Source organism: Halarcobacter sp., from assembly GCF_963676935.1.
Taxonomy (GTDB): Bacteria; Campylobacterota; Campylobacteria; order Campylobacterales; family Arcobacteraceae; genus Halarcobacter.
The window spans coordinates 390235-416382 of sequence record NZ_OY781470.1; the positions used below are offsets into that span (position 1 = coordinate 390235).

Sequence of the window (26148 nt, forward strand, 5' to 3'; positions counted from 1 at the left end):
CTTTTTAACTTTTTTAGTATATAATCCAATTTTAAAGGATTGAATTTGGATTTAGTAAATATAACATTACTTTTAGTTTTTATTCCCACTTTCTTTTTTGTATCAATAACTCCAGGAATGTGTATGACTCTTGCTCTTAGTATGGGTATGAGTATAGGATTAAAAAAAACTTTTTATATGATGTATGGTGAGTTGATAGGAGTAGGGTTAGTTGCAACCTCTTCTGTTATTGGAGTTGCTACAATTATGCTTAAATACCCAACAATTTTTCTTTTTTTAAAATATGGTGGTGGAGCATATTTAGCCTATCTTGGTATCCAAATGTGGATGTCAAAAGGTAAAATGGCTTTAAAACTAGATAACAGTTGTGAGTTTAATATTTCAAAAAAGAGTCTAGCTATGCAAGGTTTTATTACAGCAATTGCTAATCCAAAAGGTTGGGCATTTTTTATTGCACTTTTACCACCTTTTATAGATGATTCTTTGCCTATGATTTCCCAATTGCCAATATTGATTTTAATGATTTTATCTTTAGAGTTTTTATGTTTGATTATTTATGCTTCAGGTGGTAGTACACTTAGAAAAATCTTACAAGATAGTTCAAATGTAAGATTGATAAATAAAATTGCTGGAACTTTAATGATAGGTATTGGAGTTTGGTTAGCTTCTAGTTAAGGAAGAAACTAAAAGAGAAAATTCTCTTTTAGTGATCTAATATTTGTTCTAAGAATAGTTTTAATCTATCCGATTGTGGATTTTCAAAGAATTCAATAGGGGTATTCTCTTCTACAATTTGACCTGCATCCATAAAGATAACTCTATCAGCAACTTTTTTTGCAAATCCCATTTCATGAGTTACACAAACCATAGTGATTCCATCTTCTGCTAACTCTGTCATTACATCCAAAACCTCCCCAATCATCTCTGGGTCAAGGGCAGCTGTAGGTTCATCAAATAACATAATATCTGGATTACTACATAAACATCTAGCAATTGCAACTCTTTGTTGTTGTCCACCTGAGAGTTGATTTGGATATTTATGGGCTTGTTCAGCAATTTTAACTCTTTCTAAATAGTGCATTGCAGTTTCAATTGCTTCTTTTCTAGGTTTTTTTGATACCCAAGTTGGTGCTAGTACTAGGTTTTCTAAGATTGAAAGATGGGGAAAAAGATTAAAGTGTTGAAAAACCATCCCCACATGTTTTCTAACTTCTCTAATCCTTTTAACATCTTCAGTAAGTTGTAATCCTTTTACATAAATCTCACCTTCTTGAAAAGGTTCAAGTCTATTTATACATCTAATAGTAGTAGATTTACCAGAACCAGAAGGTCCACAAATTACAACTCTTTCACCTTTTTTAACTTTTAAGTTAACATCTTTTAGTACATGAAAGTCCCCATACCATTTGTTAACTTGATTCATTTCAATCATATATTCTAAATTACTCATTATTTTTCCTATCTTATCTATGGTTTGTATTAAATTTATTTTCAATTGATTTCGCATATTTAGACATGCTAAAACAAATTATCCAGTAAATAAAGGTTATAAAAACATAACCCTCCGTTTCAAATCCAAGCCAGTTTGCATCGGTTGTTGTTAAAGTAACCATAGCAAGTAGGTCAAATAATCCAATAATCAATACAAGTGTTGTATCTTTAAATAAGGAAATAAAAGCACCTACAATATTTGGAATTGAGATTTTTAACGCCTGAGGTAAAATAATTAACCCCATTGATTGCCAATATGATAAAGCCATTGAATCTGCTGCCTCATATTGACCTTTAGGTATTGCTTGTAAACCACCCCTTACAACTTCAGCAATATAGGCTGATTGAAAAAGTGTAATACCTATTAAAGCCCTTAAAAGTTTATCAAAATCGACCCCTTCTGGAAAAAACAGAGGCAAAATTACTGATGACATAAATAATAAAGTAATTAAAGGAACACCTCTAATAAACTCAATATACATAATAGAAAGTGACCTAATAATAGGCATTCTAGATTGTCTTCCTAATGCAAATAAAATACCTATTGGAAAAGATGCAACAATACCAACTGAGGCAACAACAATTGTAAGTAAAAGTCCACCCCATTTTGTAGTTGGTACAACATTTAGACCAAATCCACCATAAATTAAGAAAAATGAAACAATTGGAAATAGGGCAATAATTGCAAATTTAACTTTTGTGGGCACTTTCTTAAATATTAGAATACTTATAACAAAAATTGCAAGTATTAAATTTGGTCTCCATTGTTCTGCATGGGGATAAAAACCATAAATAAATTGATTGAATTTTTCATAAATAAATATCCATCTTGCACCATCACCCGTTATCTCCTCTTTTGTACCACTCCAAGTTGCATCAAAGATTAACCAGTTAAATAGTGGAGGTAATATCATATAAAGTATATAAAGTGATATTAAAGTAAGAATTGTACTTGTGACATCAGAAAATAAATTTTCTTTTAACCATTTTTCAAACCCTTTTGCACCTGAAGGAGCAGGTCTAGCTTCTTTTTTTTCATAAATTGCCATTATCTCTCCTTTATCTGCATTTTAGAATTAATGTAGTTCATTAGTAGTGAAATGGCAATACTTAGGGTTAAATATACAGCCATTGTCATCAAAATAATCTCTATAGCTTGTCCAACCTGATTTAATGAAGTCCCAGCAAAAATTGTTACAAGTTCTGGGTATCCAATTGCAGTGGCTAATGATGAGTTTTTTGTTAAATTCAAATATTGATTAATAACAGGTGGAATAATAACTCTTAATGCTTGGGGAAGCACAACTTTTTTTAATATTATATGGTCTTTTAAACCTAACGCGTGTGCGGCTTCTTTTTGACCATTAGGAACAGCTTCAATACCAGCTCTTACAGCTTCAGCAATATAAGTAGCAGTATAAATACTTAAAGCAAATGAAAGGGCAAGAAGTTCAGGAATCATTGACCAACCACCTTTAAAGTTAAAACCTTTTAAAGCGGGATAGTCTAATGTTGCTGGCATGCCACTAACAAAAAATACAATTGTTGGAGCTAAAATTAAAATAGCTAGTGAAGTTGTAATTATTGGAAACTCTTCACCTGTTTCATCATGCTTTTTCTTTGACCATTTTGCTAAAAATATTACAGCAACAATGGCAAGTATAAAAGCAATAAATACTGCAATAAATCCACTTTCTAAAACAGGACTAGGTATATAAAGTCCTCTGTTATTTAGGAATATAGTGTCTAAATATGAAAAAGATTGTCTAGGGCTTGGGAGTGAGGCCAATACAACATTGTACCAAAAAAGTATTTGTAGTAATATAGGAATATTTCTAAAAGTTTCAACATATACCATAGATAATTTTGAAATCATCCAGTTCTTTGATAGTCTTCCAATACCAACTAATAATCCAATTATAGTGGCAAAAAAGATACTAATACCAGATACTAAAATAGTATTAAGAAGTCCAATTATAAAAACTTTTCCATGTGAATCTGATTCATCATATTCAATTAATGATTGAATAATACCAAATCCAGCTTCACTTCCTAAAAAGTCAAATCCTGTATTAATCCCACGTTTTTCGATGTTTATAAACATATTATTTAAAACAAAATATGTAAATAAAAATATACCAGCTAATGCCAATATTTGATATATTATTGCCCTGTTTTCAGGGTTATTGTAAAAAGCTACATTGGCTTGTGGCTTTTTTCTATTTTTTGTCATTTCTCAACCTTAAAACGATTCTTAAAAAGAATCTAGTTTTTTAAATGTTTAAAAGTAAATAAGTACTTTCACAAAAAAAGGGGAAGTGAATCTTCCCCTTTTGAAATTAATCCAAATAATTTAGATTATCTAATTGGTGCTCCATATTGAAGACCACCATCTTTCCATAGTGAATTTAACCCTCTATTAATTTTAAGAGGAGAATCTTTACCTACATTTCTATCAAAAATTTCTCCGTAGTTACCTACTTGTTTGATAATATTGTATGCCCATTTTGGATCTAAACCTAAGTTTTTACCAATATCACCAGAAACACCTAAAAGTCTTTTGATTGATGGGTTTTTAGATTTTAACATCTCATCTACATTTGTAGAATTTACACCTAACTCTTCAGCATTTAACATTGCAATATGAGTCCATTTAACAATATTAAACCAAACATCATCACCTTGTCTTACAACTGGCCCTAAAGGCTCTTTTGAAATAATTTCAGGTAAAACAATTGCAGAATCAGGATCTTTTAAAGTTGTTCTTAATCCATATAATTGAGAAGCATCAGAAGTTAAAGCATCACATCTACCAGCTTGGAAACCTTCGATTGATTGTGCTGATGTATCATAAGTAATTGGCTTATAATCCATTTTATTTGCTTTAAAGTAATCAGTTAAATTTAGTTCAGTCGTTGTACCAGCTTGGATACAAAAAGTTGCTCCATCTAACTCTTTAGCAGAAGTTACTCCTAAATCTTTTTTTACTAAAAAACCTTGACCATCATAATAGTTTACACCAGTAAAGTTTAATCCTAAAGATGTATCTCTTGTTGCTGTCCAAGTAGTATTTCTAGCTAAAACATCAACTTCACCACTTGATAAAGCAGTAAATCTCTCTTTAGCATTTAAGTGAGCATATTTAACTTTTGAAGCATCGCCTAATACAGCGGCTGCAACAGCTCTACATAAATCAACATCTAACCCTTTCCACACACCTTTTGAATCTGGTGAAGCAAATCCTGGAAGACCAGTATTAAGACCACAACTTAGAACACCGTTTTTCTTTGTAGATTCTAAAGTATCAGCCATTGATACCGTAGCAGCCATTGCTAGTGCAGCAAGACTTAAAGAGGCAGTTTTTAGTAATTTCATATTTATTCCTTTTTTTGGTTTGGAGTTACTATTATATATATTAAATATAGCAACTAAATAGCAATTACTATTATAGAAGAAAAAAATGAAACTTTTTTGTAATAATTTGTATAATTTATATGCAATTTATAATGTTTATTCTAAATATAAATTATTTTAGGTGTTTTTCTGAAAGTTAATAAATATCAAATATAGTTTCAGGATATATAAAAAATTTTAAACTTTATTCAAACCATTTTAATTGTTCTCTTAATTTTACAACTTCTCCTATTATTATAATTGATGGAGAAACAGCATCTTTAGATTTATCTACAATATCTTCAAGAGTTCCTATAATAACCTTTTGTTTATTTGTTGTACCATTTGAGATTATAGCACATGGATAATCTTTAGATTTCCCAACTTCTAGAAGTTTTGTAACTATCAAACTAATATTGTGTAAACCCATTAAAAAAATTATGGTTTCATCTTCTATAAATGATTTCCAATTTATATCTGCTATATTGTCACTACTTTTTCTATGTCCAGTAACAACTCTAAAAGATGGAGTAATTCCTCTATTTGTTACAGGTATTCCAGCATAAGCAGGAACAGAAATAGCTGAGGTTACACCAGGAATAATTTCAAATTTGATATTTCTTTCTTTTAAATATAAGGCTTCTTCTCCCCCTCTACCAAATACAAAGGGATCACCACCTTTTAATCTTACGACAGTTTTATATTTTAATGCACATTGATATATTATTTCATTTATTTCATCTTGGGGAACTTTATGAAAACCTTTCTCTTTTCCTACAAAAATAGTATTCGCATCTTTTTTTGCTTCTTTTAAAATTTCAGGATTAGCTAATTTATCATAAATTATTACATCAGCATTTTGTATAACCTTCAATGCTTTTACTGTTAGAAGTTCGATATCTCCAGGTCCAGCACCTGTCAAATAAACTTTTGATTCCATGCATACTCTTTTTTAGTGGAAGTATATCTAAAGAATTTTTCAAAACTTTTAATTTCAAGGTTAATTTGTTTACAAAATTTAACTTTTAAATTATTATGTTAAATTTCATATGATTTAAGTATTTTTATATTAAGCTAACAAAATTTTTTTAAGGTTGTATATATGTTGATTGATGGGCATGGAAGAAAAGTAGATTATCTAAGAGTATCTGTAACAGAAAGATGTAATTTTAGATGTCAATATTGTATGCCTGAAAAACCTTTTTCTTGGGTACCAAGAGAAGAACTGTTATCTTATGAAGAGTTATTTGAATTTATAAAAGTTTCAATTGATGAGGGTGTAAAGAAAGTTAGAATTACTGGAGGTGAACCCTTATTAAGAGAAGGGCTTGATAATTTTATAAAAATGATTTCAACTTATAAAAATGATATTGATTTAGCTTTAACAACTAATGGGTTTCTTTTGCCAAAAACTGCCCAAAAACTTGCTGATGCTGGGTTGAAAAGAATAAATGTATCTTTAGATTCATTAAAACCTGATGTAGCTGCTAAAGTAGCACAAAAAGATGTTTTAAAAACAGTATTAAAAGGTATTCAAGCAGCAGATGATGCAGGACTTAAAATAAAAATTAATTGTGTACCAATGAAAGGTATAAATGATAATGAACTTGTTGAGATAATAGATTTCTGTAAAGAAAAAGGGTATCAAGTTAGATTTATCGAATATATGGAAAATGACCATGCAAGTGAATATGCAAAAGGGCTTAATTCTTTAGAGATTCAAGAGCTTATAAAAAAAAGTTATAACTTTGAAAAATTAGAAAGGGAAGGTTCTTCTCCCTCTCAAGAATATAAATTAGAAGATGGATATGTATTTGGTATTATTGAACCTCATAAGGATGATTTCTGTGCTACTTGCAATAGAATAAGACTTACTGCAAGCGGAGTTTTAATACCATGTTTATATTATGAAGATGCTCAAAGTATAAAAGAAGCAATAAAAGAAAAAGATATACCAAAAGCTGTTGCAATTTTAAAAGATGTTTTAGCAAATAAACCAGAAAAAAATAGATGGACAGAAGATTCTGAGGTTTCAGCTAGAGCTTTTTATGAGACTGGGGGTTGATTTAAAATCCTATCTTTTGTCTTCCCATCTCTTTTAACATTTTTAATTCCTCTTTTCTTTTTACTTTATAAAATTCTATAAAGTATCCAAAAGCATTTGAACGTAAATAAATATAAGAGTTTTTATTGTTTTCATTTCTTATTAAATATTCGTTATTTGCATTTTTCTCAATTATTTTGTATTCACTATATAAAGATTCAAGTTGTATTCTAAGAGATAAAAACTCTTTTTTATTTTTAGAAATAACTCCAATATAATAAAAATCTCCATCGTTTTTAGAAAACTTTTGTTCTTTAAAGGTATCAATATTTTCTTCATTAAGAAGTTTTGCAAATTTGATATCTTGTTCATGACCAAGATTGTTATTTAATAAATATCTACACATATGTTCAGCTTTTTTTAGTCCCAAATCATAGATCATCCCGTCAGTTAATTCTATTTCTGAATTATCTTTTAATACAAATGTCAATGTAAATTTTGAATATATATTCCCTGTCAAATAATTAACTTCTGTTCTAACTTCATCAATTTCATCTCTATTTACACAAATCTTTTTTTGAAGTTTTTTATTGTCAAATATTTCCCAACAAACCTCTTTTTCAGTGATTTTAAAATGTATGGTTCTTTTTACTATTAAGACATAAATAAATGACGCTATTTGAAATGAACATAAAGCAACAGAAACAATAAATAAAATTGTGTATATTGTTTCTCCTGTAATATATCCTTGATACATTACCAAAGCAAAAAGTGAAAACGCTGTTAACATGAAGAGTTTATATATAAACCCTTTTTCTAAAACATAAATTTGCATAAATTAACTACCTTTTATATATAAGCAGTTAGAAGTTTATCATTTTTATTATTAGTCTCTAAATTATTCTTGAAGTGTTCTACGCTGTTTTTAAATAATAACTCTTGATGAGTAGTTGAAATTGAGATTATTTTTTCTTTTGTATCCTCTTTTCTTCTCTTAAAATCAGATTTATTGCTATTTTTAAATTCTCTTTTATCTTTTTTAAATTTATTACAAAAAAGATTTTTTTCAAGAAGAAAAATTAAAGAGTATATCTCTTCTTTTGATGTTTTTTGATCCTGGTTTAGATCAGTTTTTAGCCAAAATAAAACCTTTATTAATTCATATGAGATATTGTTTATTAGATTTAACTCTTTTGAATATTCTATTAAATCTAATTCATCTATATTTAGCCATCTTTGTTTTAGAGTATTTGCATTTTTATTATATAAGGATTTGTTTTTAAGAAGATTTAAAAAGTTTTCAATGCCGAAAAATTCAATTCTTCTTTGTAAGTTTACTGTTACACAATTCCAGATAGCAAAAAGTGAAAATGATAGTTTTTCAATATCAATTAATTCTTTTGCTTCTTTTATATTGTATATTTCTAACTCATCAAGATAAAAAGAGGGATTATTTGGATTATTAATTAATTCTGGAACTTGACTCATAATCTCTCCTTTTCTTTAGATTAGTTTAAACTTTTATAAAATTGTAACAAAATTTTCTAATTTTTGCAAGGAAAAATTTTTTTTATAAAATTTTTTATAAAGTTTATTTTGGTTTTCTTATGTAAAAGTCTTGTGAGTAGTCAATTCCTAGTTTATTTGGTGTTGATTTTATAAACATTAAGTACTTTTTCATATGTTATCAATTTATATTCTTTACATAATATCTATTATTTTCACAAGCAAGTTCAATTTTAGAATCAAATATTTTTGAAATATTTTGAGAATTTAAAATATCTTCTTTTTTACCTTGTTTGTATATTGTTTTATTATAAATTAATGCAATATTATCAATCTCTGGAAATACTTCTTCAAAATGGTGAGTAACAAGGATAATAGAGGAATACTTAGAAAGTTTTCTTATAATTTTTAAAAAACTGTCTTGAGCTTTTATATCTAGTCCTACAGTTGGTTCATCTAAAATAAAAGCTTTTGGTTTATGAACAAGTGCTCGACCTATTACACATCTTCTTAATTGTCCTGTACTCATATGTTGAACTTTTTTATCTTTTATATCCAAAATTTCTAAAAACTCTAAAACCTCTAATGCTCTTTTGTATTGTTCTTCTGTAAAATCTTGGTGTTTAAAAATACCGATTGAACTATAATATCCACTTAATATAACCTCATAAGCACTTAGATAATTGCCATGTTCACTAAAGTAGTTGTGTAAATCATTTGTGATAATTCCTAAGTTCTTCTTTAATTCAAAAATACTCCATATTTTTTGTCCAAAAAGTTCTTTTTTGAATTTATATTTTGTATTTGGGTATAAGTCATTTGAGATAAGTTTAATAAGGGTAGATTTACCACTTCCATTTTGACCTAGAATAGCCCAATGCTCACCAAGTTTGATTTGTAGATTGATATTTTCTAATACTGGTTTAACATTATAACTTACATAAATATTTTCAAAATCAATAATTTTTTCATCCATCATATATCCTTAATAATATTCCTTAAACTAAAATTAATATAAATTAGTATAAAATTCGCGTCCACTTAATTTTAGTGAGATTAATTATACCTATTAGGAGGTCTATTATGGCTTTAGATCAGGAAGTAAAAGCAAGTATTATTGCAAAATACAGAAGAGATGAAAAAGATACAGGTTCTGCAGAAGTTCAAATTGCAGTATTAACAGAACAAATAAAAGTTTTAACTGAGCACTTAAAAACTAACAAAAAAGATCACTCATCAAGATTAGGTCTTTTAAAAATGGTTGGTAAAAGAAAAAGACTTTTAGCATACTTAAGAAAAACTGATTATGCTAAATTTACTTCATTAGTTGCAGATTTAGGAATTAGAGCTAAATAATTATTTTCTTTAATTATCTGAAAAAAGGTTGCAAGACTACTTGCAACCTTTTTTTTTAATAAAGAATCAAATTAATTTACAAAAATAATCAAATTTAATAATTATTCTTGTAAAATAGAAAAATTTAAAATTTAGGAAATTTATGTTACTTACAAAAAAAAGTGAATATGCTTTATTATCATTAATATCAATTGCAAAAAGTGATGCACCTAAAAATGTTGATGTACTATCGCGTGAATTAAATATTCCTAAATCTTTTCTTGCAAAAATTATGCAGAATTTAGCTAAGAATGATATTGTATTATCGCATAGGGGTGTTAATGGCGGATTTGTACTTAAAAAACCTTATGATGAGATTACAATATTAGAAATAACTACAGTAGCAGAAGAGAAGATACCTTCAGTTTTTGAATGTTCTCCATCTATTTCTTCATGTCCCTCAGATTTGGCAAATGCTTGTAGTTTATGGCCAGTATTAAACAATCTACAAAATAGAATAAATGTCTTCTTAGAGGAATTAACTCTAAAGGATATTGCTTTATGATTCTTTTTCATTTGTCTCATACAGACTTAGATGGATATAGTTGTCAACTTATAACAAAAGAGTATTTTAAAAAGGGATTTTATTACAATGCTAATTATGGTATTGAGGTTAAATTAAATATAAAAAAAATGCTTCAAGATATTGAAGCTTTTAAAGATGAAGAGATTCTTTTTTTAATTACTGACTTAAATCTAACTATACAAGAATCAAAAGATTTAAATAAATCTATAACTAAACTAAATGAAAATGGCTTTAAAATAAAACTTCAGCTTTTAGATCATCATGCAACAGGACAAAAAAGTGCTGATGACTATGAATGGTATTATTTAGATACATCAAGATGTGCTGCAAAGATTACTTATGCTTATATGAATGAAACATTTAATGGTTTTGATGAAGAAACAAAAAAATGGCTTGCCCCTTTAGTTTTTTGTATAAATGCAATTGATATTTGGGTTGATATAGATACTGATGGTTTTGAATTTGGTAAAGTATTACTATCAATGGTTAGTAGAGTAAGAGAGATAAATAATATTTTATTTCCTGATTTAAATAGAGATTTCAGATTATATCTATTAAAAGAATCTGCAAAATTTTTAAATCAAGAAAATGCACATATAAAACTTGACAATGAAGTTCATTTTATGAAAAAAGAGTTTTTAAAACAAGATGAACAAGATGATACAATTGATAATTTAAGTGCTAAATATCTTGTAAAATCTTTAGAGAGTTTAAAAGAAAAATTAACTGTAACCTACAAAGGACATAAAGGTCTTTTAACTTATACATTAGGTTCTATATCTATCCCTGCAAATGCTTTTTTAGTAGCAAATGAAGATTATGATTTCTTTATTGATATTAGTAGAAAAGGTAATACTTCGTTTAGAGCAGATGGAAAAGTAAATGTTTCATTAATAGCTCAGAAATTAGCAGATGGGGGAGGTCACCCCAATGCTTCAGGTTGTAGGTTTGATGATTTTAAAGAAACAATTGATTATGATGTTGTAAAATCATTTATGCAAGCGAAACTTGATTCGCTAGCATAAGTTCTCAAATCTTTTTTTCATATTATTATAATATTCAATAGTACCATCTTCTATTTTGTAATGCCAACCATGAATATTTAGAGTTCCCTCTTTAATTCTTTTTTTAATTTCTGGAAAAGTTAAAAGATTTTCTAGTTGGTGGATTACTGATATTTTTTCTGTTGCTCTGTAGATTCTATCTTCATCTTCAAAAAAATCAAATTTTCTTAAAACCTCTTCTTTTGCTTTCATACCTAATTGCAACCATTTTTTCATATGAATTAAAGAGTTGTTATTTTCTAAATCCATATATAATGATTTACAAGCACCACAGTTAGAGTGACCACATACAATAATATGTTTTACATTTAAAACAGAAACAGCAAATTCTATAGTTGCAGTAGTTCCATGATAGTCATTGTCATCTTTATATGGTGGGACAAAGTTACCTGCATTTCTTATAATAAACATATCCCCTGGCTTTGAAGATATTATTAAATCTGGTACAACTCTACTATCACTACAACCGATAAAAAGAATTTCTGGGGTTTGACCTTTTTCAACTAATGTTTCAAAGTCATTTTTATACTCTTTAAACTTTGTATCTCTAAATAGTTGATTTCCAATTTTTAAATCTTCTATTGTCATTTTAGTTTCTCACATTTACTTTTTTGTTTTTTATTGTATTTATAAATTGCATTATTTTAGAGATTTTTTTCTCCTCATCTTGTAAATGATCTTTTGCACTTAATGTAAATAGATCCATTTTTTTATCTAAATAACTTGTGTTTAGTGTTCCTTTTATAAAATCTTCATCTCTTACAATTTCTCTGTGAAGTTCAATATTTGTTGGAAAACCTTCTAATACAAATTCATCTAAAGCACGTCTAGCTTTTTTTACAGTTCCATCCCAGTCTAAGGCCCACACAATAAGTTTTCCTATCATAGAATCATAGTTTGCAGGAACTTTATATCCTGTGTATGCAGCTGAATCAAGTCTTACTCCAGGCCCATTTGGAGTTAAGTATTTTTCGATAGTTCCCGATGAAGGCATAAAGTTTTTTTGAGGATTTTCTGCATTTATTCTAAACTCTATTGCATAACCTCTAAAATTAATCTCCTCTTGCATATATTTCATTTTATCCCCATCTGCAATCTCAATCATTCTTTGAATAATATCAATCCCACTTGTAATCTCAGTTACAGGGTGTTCAACTTGAACTCTTGTATTCATCTCTATAAAATAAATATTATCTTGTTCATCAACTAGAAACTCAACAGTACCAACACTTTCATATCCTAGTTTGAACATCGCTTTTGTTGATATTCTATATAACTCTTTTCTAACTTCTTGGTTTAATCTTGGTGATGGAGATATCTCTATAACTTTTTGATGTCTTCTTTGAATAGAACAGTCTCTTTCCCCTAAGTGAACTACATTTCCATATTTATCAGCTATTATTTGAACTTCTATGTGTCTTGGATTTTCAACATATTTTTCAATAAAAACTTGACCATTCCCAAAGAATTTTAAAGCTTCATTTGTTGCACTATCAAACATAGAATCAAACTCTTTTTGAGCTCTTACTATTCTCATTCCTCTACCTCCACCACCAAAGGCAGCTTTGATAATAATAGGAAATCCAATTTCTGAAGCTATTTTTTTAGCTTCTTTTTTATCTTCAACTGGTTCATTTGTACCTTCTAATATAGGAACACCAACTTTTTTCATAGCAACTTTTGAAGCCATTTTATCTCCAAATAAAGCAATATGTTCTGGTTTTGGCCCTATAAATATTAGTCCATTTTCTTCGCAGGCTTTTGCAAAGTCTGCATTTTCACTTAAGAAACCATATCCTGGGTGAATTGCATCACAATTTGCTTTTTTTGCAATATTAATTATAGTTTCATAATTTAAATATGCTTGAATAACATCACCCATTATTGGATAACACTCATCAGCTTTTCTAACCCATAGACCTTCTACATCAATTTCTGAAAATATTGCAACGCTTGTTATATCTAACTCTTTGCAGGCTCTTATTATCCTAAGAGCAATTTCCCCTCTGTTTGCTATTAATACTTTTGATATCTTATTCATAATAAACCTTTTTTGTTTTCTCTATTGTAGAATTTAAAAAAGAAAAATTCTTTATCTTTTTTGCTAAATTTTTTGTTCTTTTATGTTTAGATAATTGTTGATTAGTGCTCAAAATTTATTCTATTTTTGATAAACTATAGAATGAAAAAAGAAACCTTAGAAAAAAGAGATAAGATTGCAAATGCAATAATGTACTATGTATACACTCATATAGATACTCATATAGACCTTGAAGAGTTAAGTTATGATTTAGATATAAGTAAGTTTCATATGCATAGAGTATTCAAAGAAGCTTTTGGAAAAAATATTTATGAAAGTATTAAATCTATTAGATTGCAAAAAGCTGCAAATTTACTTTTAACAAATAGATATTCAACTATCTCAAATATTGCAAATCTTTGTGGGTATAGTTCCCATTCATCTTTTATTAAAGCCTTTAATAAAAGATTTGAGATGTCTCCAAAACAATGGAGAAAAGGTGGTTATAAAAGCTATTCAAATGAGATTATGAAGCAGTCAAAAAAAGCTATGAATTCTAAAGCTAACTTTTCAAGACTTGTTCCTACAATTGTAAAAATGCCAGAGATAAAAAGTTATTATATTAGAAATAAAGGTTATAACATAAATATTAGGCAGACTTGGCAAAAATTACAAACTTTGATTTTAAATAATGATATAAAAGAGTATAAACAAATTGCCCTGTTACATGATAATCCTGTAATTACACCATTAAATGAGTGCCAATATATTGCTTGTATTCAAACTGATGAAAAAGAGGAGATTTTATCTCAAAGAATCCCAAAATTTAAAATCTCTAGCGGAGTTTATGCAAAGTTTGATGTGCAAGGTCATCAAGGAGATATTTTAAAGTTTATGAATTGGGTTTACCATGAGTGGCTTTTAAATAGTGAATATGAAACTACTACAAAACCTTCTTATATAATTTATCACAAAAACAATTTTTTAAGTGAAGATAATGAGTTTGATATGAGTTTTTATGTATCTATAAATTATTAGTTTAAAAAGTAAAAGGGCATATTTATAAATATGCCCTTTATATATTTTAACTTATTTTCAAAAATGCTTTTTTGAAAAATCTTGAAACATTTACAGGATTCCAAGAAGAGATAACAAAAGGTTTATCAAGATGACCATATGAGTCTAAACTTCTTTCAATACTAAATCCACCAAGTTTTTCATAAAGTTTAAAGTGATCTTTTAGAAACACTGATGTTGATGCATCTAAACCATTTTGTGTTTTTAGATGATACATCCCTGCCATTAAATATTTGAAATCTAAACTTAAACCTTTACTCTCTTTTTTTACCATAAGTCTTGAGATTTCACTCAATTTTGGAAATTTAATTCTTATATCAGATAAGTCTAACTTTTCCTCTATTGGTAATTTTTTACTTGAATCAAAAATTAATCTACAAGTTGATGTAATCTCTTTATTATCTTCTGTATATATGATTGCTGAATTTTCATCATAAAAATCAAAATTCATATTTGGAAGATAATTTGGAAACTCATTTTGATAACCTAAGTTTCCATATATTTCACTTCTTAATTGAAAAATTTTAACTAACTCTTCTGCACTATTCACTTTTTTTAAGTTTGGATAGTTTGATTCAAAATTTATCTTTTTATTAAAAGATAAAATAATATCAATAAACTTTTCAAATAAAAAAGTTTTATCAAAATTCGTAAAATCGTTTTGTTGTTTATACAACTCCTCTAATCTTTGTACTGTTATGTTTTTGTTTACGTATACCATTTTTTCCCCTTTATTTTGAAATGTTCCCAATTATCAAAAAAAGGTGTCAAAAAAAAAGTCAAATCTTTTAATTTAAGCAGTGATATAATAAAATAATTACAATTTTTAGAAAGTGATTATAATTTTGCATAAAAAAATAAAATATATTCTTATCTTTATATTAACTCTTTCATCCTCCATATTTGCAGATAAATTAATAGATATTAATAAAACAACTAATGATTTAATCTCTTCAAGTTATATTTATATAGATAATACGAATAATGAAACAATTGATACTATTAAAAATAAAGAGTTTAAAAGAATTGATATCTCAAAACCTAAATCTTTTGGGTATTCACCAAATTTTACAGTTTGGATAAAAATTGCATTTATAAATACATCAGATGAAGTTCAGAAAAAAATATTACAATATGAAAATTCTTTAACAACTCATATTAATCTGTATTATGATGATAAAGTGATTCATGAAGGTTTATTTCAAATTAGTTCAGATAGAAAAACATTGGAACCAATATTTGAAATTAATTTACGTGCAAAGGAACACAAAACATATTACTTTCAATTATCTTCTAAAATAACAACCTTGATTGTTGATTTAAAATTGTATGATTTAAAAAAATTTTATGAGCAAGAGGTTCGTAGACAAAATATTTTAGTCTTTTTCTTTACGGCTATGTTTATATTAGCAGCCTATAATTTAGTTATCTATTTTATTGTTAAGTCTGAAAGTTATCTTTTTTATGTATTTTATATTTTGGGTATCTCTTTACATCAGTTTTTTTATACCGGATATTCAACACTTTTTATTCAAGATCCCAGTACTGTTGAATTTATTATAAAAGCAGCTTCACTAATCGTTGCAATACCTATCTTTTTCTTTTCTATATTTACTATCTCATTTACTAATACAAAAGAGAATCATCCTAAATTGTATAAATATTTGAGGATTTATCTTTTCCTTTATCCTTTTATTATAGGTATAATTGTCTACTTACAAGAGCAAGGATGGATTAGAAATATTTTTTCAGCTATATTGCTTATGTTAGTATTATTTTTAACTTTATATAGTGTTGCTAAAAAAAATAGACAAAGTTACTTTTTACTGCTAGGTTGGATTATCTTTTTTGGCTCAATGATAAGTATGTATCTTGCAAGTGCAGGGTTATATAATATTTACAATGATATACCTTATTTAGTAGAATTATTTTTAGTTTTAGAAGGATTGATTTTCTCAATTGCACTAGCTGATAGAATCAAAATATTAGAACTTGAAAAAAATAAAGTTCAACTTTCATTAATTAAATATCAAGAAAATGAAACTATAAGATTAAAATCAATGGTAGATGAAAAAACTGAAAAATTACAATCAGCACTCCAAGACAAAGAGTTTTTACTTAAAGAGCTTAACCATAGAGTTAAAAATAATATGCAAACGATTATTTCTCTTATAAGATTACAAAAAGATAGTATAAAAGACCCTAAGATGTCAGAGATGCTTATTAGTATACAAAATAGATTAAATGCTATGAGTGAAGTTCATCAATTATTATATAGTAGTAATGAAGATTTGTCTTTTATCAGCCCCACAGAATATTTTATTTCTATTGTAAATGGAATTAAAGAGACAACATATAGTGAAGATATTATTGTAAAGTATGATATTAAATCTTATTTAAGAACAGAAGAGGTTCTTTATTGTGGTCTTATAATAAATGAATTGGTTACAAATTGTATTAAACATGCTTTTTCTTTAGATGAAGGTCAAATATTTATTAAATTTTATGAAGATAAAGATAAAAAAATATTAGAAGTTATAGATAATGGAATAGGCTTTCCTAAGTATGCAAAAGAATCTTTTGGGATGGATTTAATTCGTTCATTAATTGAAATTTACTTAAAAGGTAATATTGAAATCAAAAATAAAAATGGTACTCATATAACAATAACCTGGAATTAAAATGAACAAAAAGTATAAAATACTAATAGTTGAAGACCAAGCGATTACAGCAATGGAGATAAAACATATCGTTTTAGGATTGGGACTAGATGTTGTAGGAATCGCTAAATCAAACCAAGAAGCAGTTGAAAAGTTTGAAGAGAATCTACCTGATATTGTTATTATGGATATAAACTTAGAAGGTGATAGAGATGGAATATCAACGGTAAAAGATATCTATGAAATAAGTAAAACTAGTGTAATTTATCTTACAGCTTTTAATGATGATAAAACAATTGATAGAGCCATTGAAACTTATCCCTTAGCTTATGAAATAAAACCGTTTAATAAAGCAAGTTTACAATCAACTATAAAAATAGTAATGACTAAATTAAATAAAGATATTACTGAAAGACCTATTTCAAATATTGATTTAGGATATGGGTATTCTTTTAATCAAGATACAAAAAAGTTATATTTTAATAGTACTTTTATAAAATTAGGACATCAAGAAACAGAACTTTTATCTATGTTAATTAAGTCAAAGGGCCAAATTGTTTCGTATAAACAAATAGAGAATGAAATATGGGAGGGCAATGTTATCTCAGATAGTTCAATAAGAACACTTATTTGGAGATTAAGAACTAAGTTTGAATATAAAATTATTGAAACAGTTCCATATGAAGGGATTAAATTAGTTATAAATACACATAAGTAATCTAATTAAATATTTAAAAAAAATCTTTCTTTCTTTTTGGTGATAGCATTATTTCTTTTATAAAAAGTTATGGCTCTTTCATTTTGTGTTGGTGTTTGCCATTGTATAAGATTACACTCTAATTTTTTAGCCTCTTTTTTTATTTTTTCAAGAAGTTCTTTTCCTAATCCCATTGATCTATATTTTTCATCAATAAAAATACAATCTAGATATAAATAAAATTCTGCATCTCATGTTGAAAACTGTTTCATATATATTGCATAACCAATTAATTTATTTTCATATTGAACTACTAAACAGTATAAAGTGGGTACAGTTTGAAATAGATGTTTCTCTAAATTTTCTTTTTGATTTAAAAGTATAAAATCTGATTTTTTATATAGTGTATGTTTCTCACATAAAATTAATAGTTGGTCTATTTCATTTTTTCTCCTTCAATCCCTTTCATTGAAGTATTATAAGCAATTCCATCACAATATGTTACATATAAATTTGATTTATAAATCTATTGTAGTTTGTTCATTCATAGTCCTATGTGGAATATTAATAGAATTTGGAATATGAGAAATCTTATATACTTCGTTTAATCTAACATCAATAACCATAATTTTTATTACATTTGAAATTGAAGGAAATAATGATATTTTAATGTTTATTAAATGGGTTTATTATGAGTGGTTACCAAATAGTGGATATGAAAAAATCACTATACTTACTTATATTATATATGATGATTATACTTTTAGTAAAATTTATATATTCCTGTTCAAGCTATATAATTTTAAACAGTATTTATATTGTTAAACTGCCTTTGTTTCTATTTTATATCCCATTTTAGAGTGACTGCTTATTAAGTTTTTATTAACTTTTTGTCTTAATCTAAATAAAACTCCTCTTAATGCACCTTCTCCAACCAATTCTCCATCATATAAAAAATCTTCAATAGCCTCATTTGCAACAATACAATTTTCATTTTTTATTAGGATTTCAAAAAGTTTTATCTCTTTTTGATTTAGATTTATCTCTTTATCTTCTAAAAACAATTTTCTCAAATCTTTATCAAAAATATAACCAAACTTTAGTGTTTTAAATCTTTTCTGTGAATTTTCACTATTCTCTTTTATTTTTTCAAGTGCTACATAATGTTTTTTACTATCTTCAAGTTTTATAGTTAATTCTTTTTTATCTGAAAATTTTTTTAAGGCTAATTCTACTGTTGCTTTTAATTCTGCATCTTTAAAAGGTTTAATTATATATCCATAAGGTTCATTTTTAATTGCTCGCTCAATTGTTGTATATTTATCATTTGCTGTTAAAAAAACAAAAGGTATATCATATCTTTTTATAATCTCTTCACTTAGTGAAATCCCATCATCACCGTTTTTTAAAGTAATATCTAAAAGGGCTAAATCACAGCTGTTTTCTTCCAACAGTTTTAAAGCTTTTTTTATATTTGTTGCAACTCCAATAACATTGAATCCAAACTCTAAAAGGGCTTCTTTTATATCCATTGCAGTTACTATTTCATCTTCAACAACTAATATATTTTTTTTCATTAATCCTCTTCTTCTGATATTTCATATGAAATGCTACATGAAAGTCCATTTTCATTTATAATTTCTAATTCACCATTAAGTTGAAATTCGACAATTGACTCTATAAGTTGCCAACCTAAAGAGTTATTATTTTTTAATTTTTGTATATTATATCCAATACCATTATCTTTTACCCCAAATAAAATTTGCTTATTATTTTGATAGATAAAAATATCAATATTACCATTGTTCCTATCTTTAAATGCATGTTTAATACTATTTAAAAGTAGTTCATGAATCACTAATGCTACAAGTACTGAATTATTTATAGATAAGTTAATATTCTCTTTCACAGATATATTTATATTTAAAGTATTTTTTAAATTATAAATATCTTTAATAGCAAAAGTTAGTTTTTCTAAATATTGTTTCATATTTATAAATCTTAAATCATTATCTTGGTAGATTATTTCATGAACAAGTGCAATTGCATAAATTCTACTTCTTGTTTTATCTAATTGAGTATTAATTACATCATTTTTTTCTCTTCTTTTTTGCATAGAAAGTAAAGATGATAAAACTTGTAAATTGTTTTTAACTCTATGATGAATCTCTTTTATTAAAATCTCTTTTTCCTCTAAAGAACTTTTTATTATTTGTTCTTTTTTCTTTTGTTCTGTAATATCCCTTGCAAAAGCACAAATAAACTCTTCTTCCCCATTTGCAGAAAAATAATTTGCAGCTATTAAACAAGGAAATGATTTCCCATCTTTTGTTGTTAGTTCTGATTCAAAGTAGTTAAATTGCTTTTTCTTTTGTATAATAATTTTTTCAACTTCATGGAATTTTTTATCAATTTTTATGATATGCTCATTTAGTAACTCTTCTTTTGTATATCCCAAAACTTTACATAATCTATTATTTACATATACAATTTTCCCATCAAATTTAAACCAATAGATAGCATCTGCTGTATTATCAAGTACAAAATTAATAAGTTTAAGATTTTCACTCTCTTTTTTTTGAAAAAGTATTAACTTCTCTTTTGCCTCTTTTTCTATTTTTGCAATACTTCTTAAAAAGAAATATAAAAAAACACTTGTAACAATAAAAAAAGTTATTCCTATAAATAAAGGTAGTTTTGTATCCTGATTATTATCTGTATGTTGAATAATAAACATTGAAACTTTATTTACAAGAACAATTCCAATAATTCCAATAATTAAAAATGTAAATGAGTATAGTTTAGCTTTTTTTTCGTTAGGTATCTTCGCAATTACTTTTAAAATGTCATTAAACATTGTTTCCTCAATATTATTATTCCAGAAAATCATTATATACTTTTTTTATTTAGATACTAAAAAAACATATGAGATTTTTTTGAGATTTTTTTTATCTACAATTCTTTTAAGATAAGTATGAAAGGAGAAAAAAATGGAAAGATTTTCTAGACGCTCTTTTTTAAAAAGTACAAGTTTAGGAGCAACTATTTTGGCATCAGGTGCCTATGGTAACCCTTTATCTAGTCTAATTTTGTCAGATAAAAAACAAAACAATATTAATTTAGACTATGTTATTTTTGATAAAGGCATAGAAAAAAGTGAAGAGTTCGCAAAAAAAATGAAAGCTTTGGGAACTAAAATATATGAAGTAAATAAAGATATTTCTCAAATGTGGAGTGAGATAATCAGTCCAACATGGGGTAAAAATAAAAATACAGCTATTGCAGGATTAACTTCTTATGAAACAATGTTTGTATTAGAAAGACTTGCCTTTGATAAAGGTATGTTAATGTATTTCAATGCAGAACATAATATAGCTAATAGTAATATTAGCCATAAATTACAAGCATCAAAAGTTGAACTTGAAAGAATCAAAAAAAATCTAGATAAATATGATTGGACAGATGCTTTAGCTTTAAAAATCAATAATTATGAGTATGAAAGAATTGATTCTAAAACTAAAATATCTACAATCAATAATAAAAATGAAAAAAATCAAATATTATATTCTTGGATTATTGCTCCAAGAAAAGTTAGTTAAAGGAGATTTGTATGTCTAAAAATGAAGAGATAATATTACCAAATGGTGTTAGCCAAGAGGATTTTTTACAAGCAGTAAAAGAGCTTGAAAAAGTTACAGGTAAACAATGGGTTTTTAAAACTAAAGATGATTTGCACTTATATCGAGATGCTTATTCTCCATATTGGGATGAACCAGAAGAGCCTATTCCCTCTTTAGCAATTGCACCAAAAGAAGTTGATGAGGTACAAGAAATTGTAAAAATTGCAAATAAGTATGGATTACCACTTTTCCCTATCTCTACAGGTAAAAATCTAGGTTATGGATCTTCTGCCCCAAACAACAGAGGTGATGTAGTAGTTGATTTAAAAAGAATGAATAAAATTATTGAAGTAAATGATAAAAGAAACTACTGTATTTTAGAGCCAGGTGTATCATATTTTGACCTTTATGAATATTGTGAAAAAAACAATTTAAATGTAATGATGGATATGCCAGATCCAGGTTGGGGAAGTCCTGTTGGAAATTCACTTGACCATGGCTGGGGTTATATGCATGGACAATATAGAGACCACTTTGGTGCACACTGTGGGATGGAAGTTGTTTTAGCAAATGGTGAACTGATGAGAACTGGTATGGGAGCACTTCCTGGAGCAAAAACTTTTGCAGAAAACAAATACGGTTATGGACCATATGTTGATGGTCTTTTCTCTCAATCAAATTTTGGGATTGTAACAAAAATGGGATTTTGGATGATGCCAAAACCTGAGCATTATTCATTAGCTGTGTTAACAGTTCCAAGAAGAGATGATTTAATTCCTTTAGTTGAAATTATGAACTATTTAGAAGATTCATCAATTATTGGTTGGCCTTTATATAGGAGTCCGTTAAATCCTGAATATGGAAAACCAATGAATCCTGAGTTAAAATCATATTTAACATCAAAAAATGGGAAACCAGATATTGATAAGATTCAAGATTATGCACTTAGAAATAAAATTCCATACTGGAAAATAGATATTCCTTTATATGGAAATAAAGAAGCTGTAGAAGCAAATATTAGATATATAAGAGATAGATTCTCAAGTGCAATTGAAGGTGCAAAAGTTGAAGTTGAAGAAAATTATTCTTTACCTTTATCTGATGAGCAAAAAAAAGCTGTTAAACATAAAGTTACACTTGGTATTCCAAACCTTGAAATTTTTTGGTTAAGTACTAGAGGTGAAAATTTTGGACCAAAAGATGGTCATGTATGGTTTTCTCCTATTATTCCAAGGGATGGGGCAGAGTTATTAAAATGCCAAGAGATTTATATTGATACTTTCCATGAGTTAGGAATGGAATCTATGATTACACCATTTTCACACCCAAGAACATGGATGTATAGAGCATTTTGTTTTATGATTGGATTTGCTAATTCAAGGGAAGATAAAGAGAAAAATGCACAAATGAGAAAAGTCTATAATACTATGGTTAAAGTTGCAGCAAAGCATGGATGGGGAGATTATAGAGCAGCACCACCTTTCCAAGATGCAGTATCTAGTGTTTACAGTTTTAATAATAATATATTAAAAAGATTTGCAGAAGAGTTAAAAGATACTATTGATCCAAATGGAATATTAGCTCCGGGTAGAGGGGGAATTTGGCCTAAGAGATTAAGAGGAGATAAAAATGCTTAAAAATATGAAGATTTTATTATTAACAGCTGTTTTAGCAAGTTCATTATTTGCAAATGATTCTTCAAAATTTAAAGAAGGGAAACAAGTATTTGATAAATGGTGTGTTCATTGTCACGGCATAGGTATGCCTGCAACTAATGCCTTAGGGATTGTATATAAAGATACAGGTATCTCCCCTGTCTTAGCGCAAAGAAAAAATTTAGATGCAGGGTTTGTAGATTATGTAGTTAGAAATGGAAGATTTAGTATGCCATTTTTTAGAAAAACTGAAATTAATGATAAACAATTAGAAAGTTTATCTTTTTATCTTTCTACAAAAAATAAATAAAATAGTAACTTCTCAAAAGATATTTGAGAAGTTACCACTCTTTGACAAACTTTTTATTCTAATTTGTTATAATCATTGTAAAAGTACTAAGGAGAAATATATGGAGTGTGAATTTCCATCTATAAACAGTAATAAAGATGATATAAAAGAGATATTTGACAACACTAAAACTATAGCTATTATTGGACTTTCTCCAAATGAAAGCAAAGCTAGTAATATGGTGGGAAAATATCTTAAAAATGCTGGATTTAAAATTGTTCCTGTTTATCCTAAAGAGGATGAAATCTTAGGAGAGAAAGTATATAGAAGTTTGAAAGAGATACCTTTTAAAGTTGATATGGTTGATATTTTTAGAAAACCTGATGTGATTGGTTTAGTTGTAGATGCTGCTATTGAAAGAGGTGATGTCGATACAGTTTGGACTCAATTAGGTTTAGTAAATAATGAAGCAGCTCAAAAAGCAAAAGAGGCTGGTATGAAAGTTGTACAAAACAAATGTACAAAGATTGAACATAGAGAGATTTATTCTTAGTCTTTTTTAGTGTGAGGTTTGTTTGGCAATACGATTGTTGCCACACAACCTGATTTCCCATCAGTTCTATTTTTTAGTGAGATTGTAGCACCTAAAGCATCAGCTGCATTTTTAGCAAGGAATAATCCTAATCCAGCACCACTCTCTTTTCCCATTCTTTTAAATGGAGCAAAAAGGTCTATTGATTCATCAATCCCTTCCCCATCATCTGTAATACTAATAGTTGTTTCTTTTTTTGTTTTATTTAATCTTATTGCAATAGATTTATCATCTGGAGTAAATTTTATAGCATTTTGAACAAAGTTTTGGATTATTTGATTTATTAGTGTTGGTTGTAAATAAACTTCATGATGATTTACATTTGAAAAAAATGTTAAAATTATTTGTTTTTTTGCACTTAGCATTCTATAATCATTAGTTTTTCTTTGAAGATATTGAACTAAATCAATCTCTTCTGGTTTTTCAAATTGTGCACCTTCTGCTCTACCTATATCAAGGATTGAACTAATCATTTTATTCATATCATTTATTTGTTCAACAGTAAGTTTCATAGTCTCTTGATATTTTTCTGGTTCTCTTGGTTTCATTAATGTTACTTCATTTTTTAATTTCATAACTGCAAGAGGAGTTTTTAATTCATGGGCAACACCTATGAAAAGTTCTTTTTTAAATCTAATATTTGTTTCAATTCTAGATGTAAGTGAATTAATAGAATTTGCCAAAGGATGAAACTCAATAGGAAGATTGTCTTTTTTTATCTGGGTTAGATAGTTTTCATCCATATTTGATAGTTTATTTGTTATTTGAATAATTGGTTTTAGTAAAGTTTTTGATACAGTAAATGCATAAAATACAACCATTAGTAATCCACCTAAAGATATTAACAGTAGGTTGTTAAATATTTTATTTAACATATCAAGTGATGAGTTTATATTTTTTATTATCTTAATATATTCCCTTTTTTTAGGGTCAAATAGATATAAAATTTGCATATAGTGATTGTTCTTTACTTTAAATGTAGTATATGCAGTTTGTGGTACATGTTCAAGTTTTACAATATCAACATTGATTCCACTATGGGTTATAATATTAAAATTTTTTGTATCTACATTTGTTGATTTACTAATCTTATAAATTAATTGTGCATCTTTGTATAATGAATCTTGAATTTCATCAAAAATAGTTGATTTGGTATAGCCATAAAAAATAGCTGAAAGTATTAAAATCAGAAGTGAAGTAGCAAGTACAAGCTTTTGATGAAACTGTTTGTATATGCTCTTCACACGCATCAATTATCTTTTAATTATGCTTCTTCATTTGAATCAGGATAACAGAATCTGTATCCTCTTCTTCTAATAGTCTCAATTGTAGAGATATTTAATGGTTTATCCATTTTTTGTCTAATTTGGTTAATAGCAACTTCAATTACATTTGGAGTTACTAATTCTGGTTCTTCCCAGATAGCGTCTAATAATTGTTCTTTAGAAACAATTTGATCTCTGTGTCTAGCAAGGTGAGTTAATACTTCAAAAGGTTTACCTTTTAACTCAATTTCTTCACCATTGAATTCAATTTTTTCCTCATCTGGATTAATTGATAATTGCTCGATTTCAATTACGTTTGTCCCACCAAATCTTAATCTAGCTTCAATTCTTGCTAATAGAATATCAAAATCAAATGGTTTTTTAATATAATCATCTGCACCAGCTTTAAGTGCTTCAATTTCAGAATCTTTATCATCTCTAGCTGATAGAATAACTACAGCAGTTCTTGAACTTCTATTTTTTACAATTTTACAAAGTTCAATCCCATCACCATCTGGTAACATCCAATCTGTTAATACTAAATCATAATTTCTAATATCGATGAAATATTCTGCATCTTTATAATTTTCAGCCGCATCAACTTGGTAACCAAAGTCTGTTAGACCTTCTTGTAAAGTTCTATTTAGTGTAATTTCATCTTCAATAATTAATATTCTCATATAGATTTCCCTTATTTTACGTTAGCTTAATTTTAAGTTAAGTTTAATTTTTGACGGAATTATATCATAAATATAGTAAAAATTAAAGGTTTTTTAAGCTAAATTTTAAAATTTAGCAATTTTTTGTACAAAATTGTAAAAGAATTCATTTAAAATCTCCAAATTTTAGCTGTT

General features: G+C 27.2%; 29 protein-coding genes. 12 read left to right on the forward strand and 17 right to left on the reverse strand.

The genetic code is table 11. From position 1 onward, the window contains the following. The first annotated feature begins 45 nt into the window (after positions 1-45). On the forward strand, positions 46-675 hold the full coding sequence (locus ACKU4C_RS01920) for a LysE family translocator (protein WP_321314172.1): 630 nt from the start codon (positions 46-48) through the stop codon (positions 673-675). A 28-nt stretch (positions 676-703) separates the two neighbouring features. Here ACKU4C_RS01920 and ACKU4C_RS01925 read toward each other — a convergent pair whose 3' ends face one another. From ACKU4C_RS01925 to cobA, 5 genes are all read right to left on the reverse strand, one after another. Further along, complete coding sequence (locus tag ACKU4C_RS01925; protein ID WP_407933773.1) at positions 704-1432, reverse strand: amino acid ABC transporter ATP-binding protein; 729 nt, start codon at positions 1430-1432, stop codon at positions 704-706. Between the two features lie 31 nt (positions 1433-1463). Beyond that, positions 1464-2540: an amino acid ABC transporter permease gene (locus ACKU4C_RS01930; protein WP_321314174.1), complete on the reverse strand. Its 1077-nt coding sequence runs from the start codon at positions 2538-2540 to the stop codon at positions 1464-1466. Next, a complete protein-coding gene (locus ACKU4C_RS01935; protein WP_321314175.1) occupies positions 2540-3724 on the reverse strand; it encodes an amino acid ABC transporter permease in 1185 nt (394 codons plus the stop codon). Before ACKU4C_RS01935 ends, ACKU4C_RS01930 begins: the two co-directional genes overlap by 1 nt. Before the next feature lie 125 nt (positions 3725-3849). Next, positions 3850-4866, reverse strand: coding sequence for an amino acid ABC transporter substrate-binding protein (locus tag ACKU4C_RS01940; protein ID WP_321314176.1), 1017 nt, complete (start codon positions 4864-4866; stop codon positions 3850-3852). Between the two features lie 223 nt (positions 4867-5089). Continuing rightward, a complete protein-coding gene (cobA, locus tag ACKU4C_RS01945; protein WP_321314177.1) occupies positions 5090-5824 on the reverse strand; it encodes a uroporphyrinogen-III C-methyltransferase in 735 nt (244 codons plus the stop codon). A 162-nt stretch (positions 5825-5986) separates the two neighbouring features. On the opposite strand from cobA, the gene moaA reads away from it, so the two are divergent. After that, on the forward strand, positions 5987-6949 hold the full coding sequence (gene moaA, locus ACKU4C_RS01950; protein WP_321314178.1) for a GTP 3',8-cyclase MoaA: 963 nt from the start codon (positions 5987-5989) through the stop codon (positions 6947-6949). Between the two features lies 1 nt (position 6950). On the opposite strand, the gene ACKU4C_RS01955 is transcribed toward moaA, so the two are convergent. The 3 genes from ACKU4C_RS01955 to ACKU4C_RS01965 form a co-directional block, all read right to left on the reverse strand. Then, on the reverse strand, positions 6951-7763 hold the full coding sequence (locus ACKU4C_RS01955) for a hypothetical protein (RefSeq protein ID WP_321314179.1): 813 nt from the start codon (positions 7761-7763) through the stop codon (positions 6951-6953). 14 nt (positions 7764-7777) lie between these two features. Further along, entirely contained in the window at positions 7778-8416 is a 639-nt protein-coding gene (locus ACKU4C_RS01960) for a hypothetical protein (protein WP_321314180.1), read from the reverse strand. A 199-nt stretch (positions 8417-8615) separates the two neighbouring features. Continuing rightward, positions 8616-9410, reverse strand: a complete 795-nt coding sequence (locus ACKU4C_RS01965) for an ATP-binding cassette domain-containing protein (RefSeq protein ID WP_321314181.1) — start codon at positions 9408-9410, stop codon at positions 8616-8618. Between the two features lie 107 nt (positions 9411-9517). Here ACKU4C_RS01965 and rpsO point away from each other — a divergent pair, with 107 nt between their 5' ends. From rpsO to ACKU4C_RS01980, 3 genes are all read left to right on the forward strand, one after another. Then, positions 9518-9790, forward strand: a complete 273-nt coding sequence (gene rpsO / locus ACKU4C_RS01970) for a 30S ribosomal protein S15 (protein ID WP_321314182.1) — start codon at positions 9518-9520, stop codon at positions 9788-9790. Between the two features lie 142 nt (positions 9791-9932). After that, a complete protein-coding gene (locus tag ACKU4C_RS01975) occupies positions 9933-10334 on the forward strand; it encodes an Rrf2 family transcriptional regulator (protein WP_321314183.1) in 402 nt (133 codons plus the stop codon). Then, on the forward strand, positions 10331-11380 hold the full coding sequence (locus ACKU4C_RS01980) for a phosphoesterase (RefSeq protein WP_321314184.1): 1050 nt from the start codon (positions 10331-10333) through the stop codon (positions 11378-11380). The genes ACKU4C_RS01975 and ACKU4C_RS01980 overlap by 4 nt, the downstream gene beginning before the upstream one ends. Here ACKU4C_RS01980 and ACKU4C_RS01985 read toward each other — a convergent pair. Then, positions 11372-12007, reverse strand: a complete 636-nt coding sequence (locus tag ACKU4C_RS01985; RefSeq protein ID WP_321314185.1) for a carbonic anhydrase — start codon at positions 12005-12007, stop codon at positions 11372-11374. The genes ACKU4C_RS01980 and ACKU4C_RS01985 overlap by 9 nt on opposite strands. 1 nt (position 12008) lies before the next feature. Further along, complete coding sequence (locus ACKU4C_RS01990; protein ID WP_321314186.1) at positions 12009-13460, reverse strand: acetyl-CoA carboxylase biotin carboxylase subunit; 1452 nt, start codon at positions 13458-13460, stop codon at positions 12009-12011. Positions 13461-13601: 141 nt separating this feature from the next. On the opposite strand from ACKU4C_RS01990, the gene ACKU4C_RS01995 reads away from it, so the two are divergent. Further along, positions 13602-14477, forward strand: a complete 876-nt coding sequence (locus ACKU4C_RS01995) for an AraC family transcriptional regulator (protein WP_321314187.1) — start codon at positions 13602-13604, stop codon at positions 14475-14477. Between the two features lie 46 nt (positions 14478-14523). Here the strand turns inward: ACKU4C_RS01995 and ACKU4C_RS02000 are convergent, their stop codons facing one another. Then, positions 14524-15237 (reverse strand): N-acyl amino acid synthase FeeM domain-containing protein, encoded by a 714-nt coding sequence (locus tag ACKU4C_RS02000; RefSeq protein WP_321314188.1) that lies wholly within the window; start codon positions 15235-15237, stop codon positions 14524-14526. Positions 15238-15361: 124 nt separating this feature from the next. On the opposite strand from ACKU4C_RS02000, the gene ACKU4C_RS02005 reads away from it, so the two are divergent. Both ACKU4C_RS02005 and ACKU4C_RS02010 read left to right on the forward strand, forming a co-directional pair. Further along, positions 15362-17197, forward strand: coding sequence for a 7TM diverse intracellular signaling domain-containing protein (locus tag ACKU4C_RS02005; protein WP_321314189.1), 1836 nt, complete (start codon positions 15362-15364; stop codon positions 17195-17197). Between the two features lies 1 nt (position 17198). Beyond that, the gene (locus tag ACKU4C_RS02010; protein ID WP_321314190.1) at positions 17199-17894 is read left to right on the forward strand and encodes a response regulator; all 696 of its coding nucleotides are present in this window, start codon (positions 17199-17201) and stop codon (positions 17892-17894) included. A gap of 5 nt (positions 17895-17899) precedes the next feature. On the opposite strand, the gene ACKU4C_RS02015 is transcribed toward ACKU4C_RS02010, so the two are convergent. From ACKU4C_RS02015 to ACKU4C_RS02030, 4 genes are all read right to left on the reverse strand, one after another. Further along, a complete protein-coding gene (locus ACKU4C_RS02015; RefSeq protein WP_321314191.1) occupies positions 17900-18067 on the reverse strand; it encodes a GNAT family N-acetyltransferase in 168 nt (55 codons plus the stop codon). A gap of 324 nt (positions 18068-18391) precedes the next feature. Further along, positions 18392-18499, reverse strand: coding sequence for a rhodanese-like domain-containing protein (locus ACKU4C_RS02020; RefSeq protein WP_321314192.1), 108 nt, complete (start codon positions 18497-18499; stop codon positions 18392-18394). A gap of 195 nt (positions 18500-18694) precedes the next feature. Continuing rightward, the gene (locus ACKU4C_RS02025; RefSeq protein WP_321314193.1) at positions 18695-19450 is read right to left on the reverse strand and encodes a response regulator; all 756 of its coding nucleotides are present in this window, start codon (positions 19448-19450) and stop codon (positions 18695-18697) included. Continuing rightward, on the reverse strand, positions 19450-20730 hold the full coding sequence (locus ACKU4C_RS02030; RefSeq protein ID WP_321314194.1) for a histidine kinase dimerization/phosphoacceptor domain -containing protein: 1281 nt from the start codon (positions 20728-20730) through the stop codon (positions 19450-19452). The genes ACKU4C_RS02025 and ACKU4C_RS02030 overlap by 1 nt, the downstream gene beginning before the upstream one ends. A gap of 133 nt (positions 20731-20863) precedes the next feature. Here ACKU4C_RS02030 and ACKU4C_RS02035 point away from each other — a divergent pair, with 133 nt between their 5' ends. The 4 genes from ACKU4C_RS02035 (at position 20864) to ACKU4C_RS02050 (ending at position 23990) form a co-directional block, all read left to right on the forward strand. Beyond that, positions 20864-21472: a hypothetical protein gene (locus ACKU4C_RS02035; RefSeq protein WP_321314195.1), complete on the forward strand. Its 609-nt coding sequence runs from the start codon at positions 20864-20866 to the stop codon at positions 21470-21472. Positions 21473-21483: 11 nt separating this feature from the next. Further along, positions 21484-23130, forward strand: a complete 1647-nt coding sequence (locus ACKU4C_RS02040; RefSeq protein WP_321314196.1) for an FAD-binding oxidoreductase — start codon at positions 21484-21486, stop codon at positions 23128-23130. Continuing rightward, complete coding sequence (locus ACKU4C_RS02045) at positions 23123-23458, forward strand: cytochrome c (protein ID WP_321314197.1); 336 nt, start codon at positions 23123-23125, stop codon at positions 23456-23458. The genes ACKU4C_RS02040 and ACKU4C_RS02045 overlap by 8 nt, the downstream gene beginning before the upstream one ends. Positions 23459-23558: 100 nt before the next feature. Next, the gene (locus ACKU4C_RS02050) at positions 23559-23990 is read left to right on the forward strand and encodes a CoA-binding protein (RefSeq protein ID WP_321314198.1); all 432 of its coding nucleotides are present in this window, start codon (positions 23559-23561) and stop codon (positions 23988-23990) included. On the opposite strand, the gene ACKU4C_RS02055 is transcribed toward ACKU4C_RS02050, so the two are convergent. Together ACKU4C_RS02055 and hsrA are read right to left on the reverse strand one after the other, a co-directional pair. Then, complete coding sequence (locus ACKU4C_RS02055; RefSeq protein ID WP_321314199.1) at positions 23987-25279, reverse strand: HAMP domain-containing sensor histidine kinase; 1293 nt, start codon at positions 25277-25279, stop codon at positions 23987-23989. The genes ACKU4C_RS02050 and ACKU4C_RS02055 overlap by 4 nt on opposite strands. Positions 25280-25293: 14 nt before the next feature. Next, positions 25294-25974 (reverse strand): homeostatic response regulator transcription factor HsrA, encoded by a 681-nt coding sequence (gene hsrA, locus ACKU4C_RS02060; RefSeq protein WP_044416226.1) that lies wholly within the window; start codon positions 25972-25974, stop codon positions 25294-25296. Positions 25975-26148 lie beyond the last annotated feature (174 nt).

Coding starts and splice junctions, on each gene's coding strand:
- hsrA (WP_044416226.1), bottom strand. CDS start 25,974: ATGAGAATATTAATTATTGAAGATGAAATTACACTAAATAGAACTTTA.
- ACKU4C_RS02040 (WP_321314196.1), top strand. CDS start 21,484: ATGTCTAAAAATGAAGAGATAATATTACCAAATGGTGTTAGCCAAGAG.
- ACKU4C_RS01925 (WP_407933773.1), bottom strand. CDS start 1,432: ATGATTGAAATGAATCAAGTTAACAAATGGTATGGGGACTTTCATGTA.
- ACKU4C_RS02030 (WP_321314194.1), bottom strand. CDS start 20,730: ATGTTTAATGACATTTTAAAAGTAATTGCGAAGATACCTAACGAAAAA.
- ACKU4C_RS01940 (WP_321314176.1), bottom strand. CDS start 4,866: ATGAAATTACTAAAAACTGCCTCTTTAAGTCTTGCTGCACTAGCAATG.
- moaA (WP_321314178.1), top strand. CDS start 5,987: ATGTTGATTGATGGGCATGGAAGAAAAGTAGATTATCTAAGAGTATCT.
- ACKU4C_RS01960 (WP_321314180.1), bottom strand. CDS start 8,416: ATGAGTCAAGTTCCAGAATTAATTAATAATCCAAATAATCCCTCTTTT.
- ACKU4C_RS01985 (WP_321314185.1), bottom strand. CDS start 12,007: ATGACAATAGAAGATTTAAAAATTGGAAATCAACTATTTAGAGATACA.
- ACKU4C_RS02055 (WP_321314199.1), bottom strand. CDS start 25,279: ATGCGTGTGAAGAGCATATACAAACAGTTTCATCAAAAGCTTGTACTT.
- ACKU4C_RS02015 (WP_321314191.1), bottom strand. CDS start 18,067: ATGGGATTAGGAAAAGAACTTCTTGAAAAAATAAAAAAAGAGGCTAAA.
- ACKU4C_RS01935 (WP_321314175.1), bottom strand. CDS start 3,724: ATGACAAAAAATAGAAAAAAGCCACAAGCCAATGTAGCTTTTTACAAT.
- ACKU4C_RS01930 (WP_321314174.1), bottom strand. CDS start 2,540: ATGGCAATTTATGAAAAAAAAGAAGCTAGACCTGCTCCTTCAGGTGCA.
- cobA (WP_321314177.1), bottom strand. CDS start 5,824: ATGGAATCAAAAGTTTATTTGACAGGTGCTGGACCTGGAGATATCGAA.
- ACKU4C_RS02035 (WP_321314195.1), top strand. CDS start 20,864: ATGGAAAGATTTTCTAGACGCTCTTTTTTAAAAAGTACAAGTTTAGGA.
- ACKU4C_RS01955 (WP_321314179.1), bottom strand. CDS start 7,763: ATGCAAATTTATGTTTTAGAAAAAGGGTTTATATATAAACTCTTCATG.
- ACKU4C_RS01990 (WP_321314186.1), bottom strand. CDS start 13,460: ATGAATAAGATATCAAAAGTATTAATAGCAAACAGAGGGGAAATTGCT.
- ACKU4C_RS02050 (WP_321314198.1), top strand. CDS start 23,559: ATGGAGTGTGAATTTCCATCTATAAACAGTAATAAAGATGATATAAAA.
- ACKU4C_RS02000 (WP_321314188.1), bottom strand. CDS start 15,237: ATGGTATACGTAAACAAAAACATAACAGTACAAAGATTAGAGGAGTTG.
- ACKU4C_RS01975 (WP_321314183.1), top strand. CDS start 9,933: ATGTTACTTACAAAAAAAAGTGAATATGCTTTATTATCATTAATATCA.
- ACKU4C_RS01980 (WP_321314184.1), top strand. CDS start 10,331: ATGATTCTTTTTCATTTGTCTCATACAGACTTAGATGGATATAGTTGT.
- ACKU4C_RS02045 (WP_321314197.1), top strand. CDS start 23,123: ATGCTTAAAAATATGAAGATTTTATTATTAACAGCTGTTTTAGCAAGT.
- ACKU4C_RS02010 (WP_321314190.1), top strand. CDS start 17,199: ATGAACAAAAAGTATAAAATACTAATAGTTGAAGACCAAGCGATTACA.
- ACKU4C_RS01965 (WP_321314181.1), bottom strand. CDS start 9,410: ATGGATGAAAAAATTATTGATTTTGAAAATATTTATGTAAGTTATAAT.
- rpsO (WP_321314182.1), top strand. CDS start 9,518: ATGGCTTTAGATCAGGAAGTAAAAGCAAGTATTATTGCAAAATACAGA.
- ACKU4C_RS01995 (WP_321314187.1), top strand. CDS start 13,602: ATGAAAAAAGAAACCTTAGAAAAAAGAGATAAGATTGCAAATGCAATA.
- ACKU4C_RS02020 (WP_321314192.1), bottom strand. CDS start 18,499: ATGGTTATTGATGTTAGATTAAACGAAGTATATAAGATTTCTCATATT.
- ACKU4C_RS02025 (WP_321314193.1), bottom strand. CDS start 19,450: ATGAAAAAAAATATATTAGTTGTTGAAGATGAAATAGTAACTGCAATG.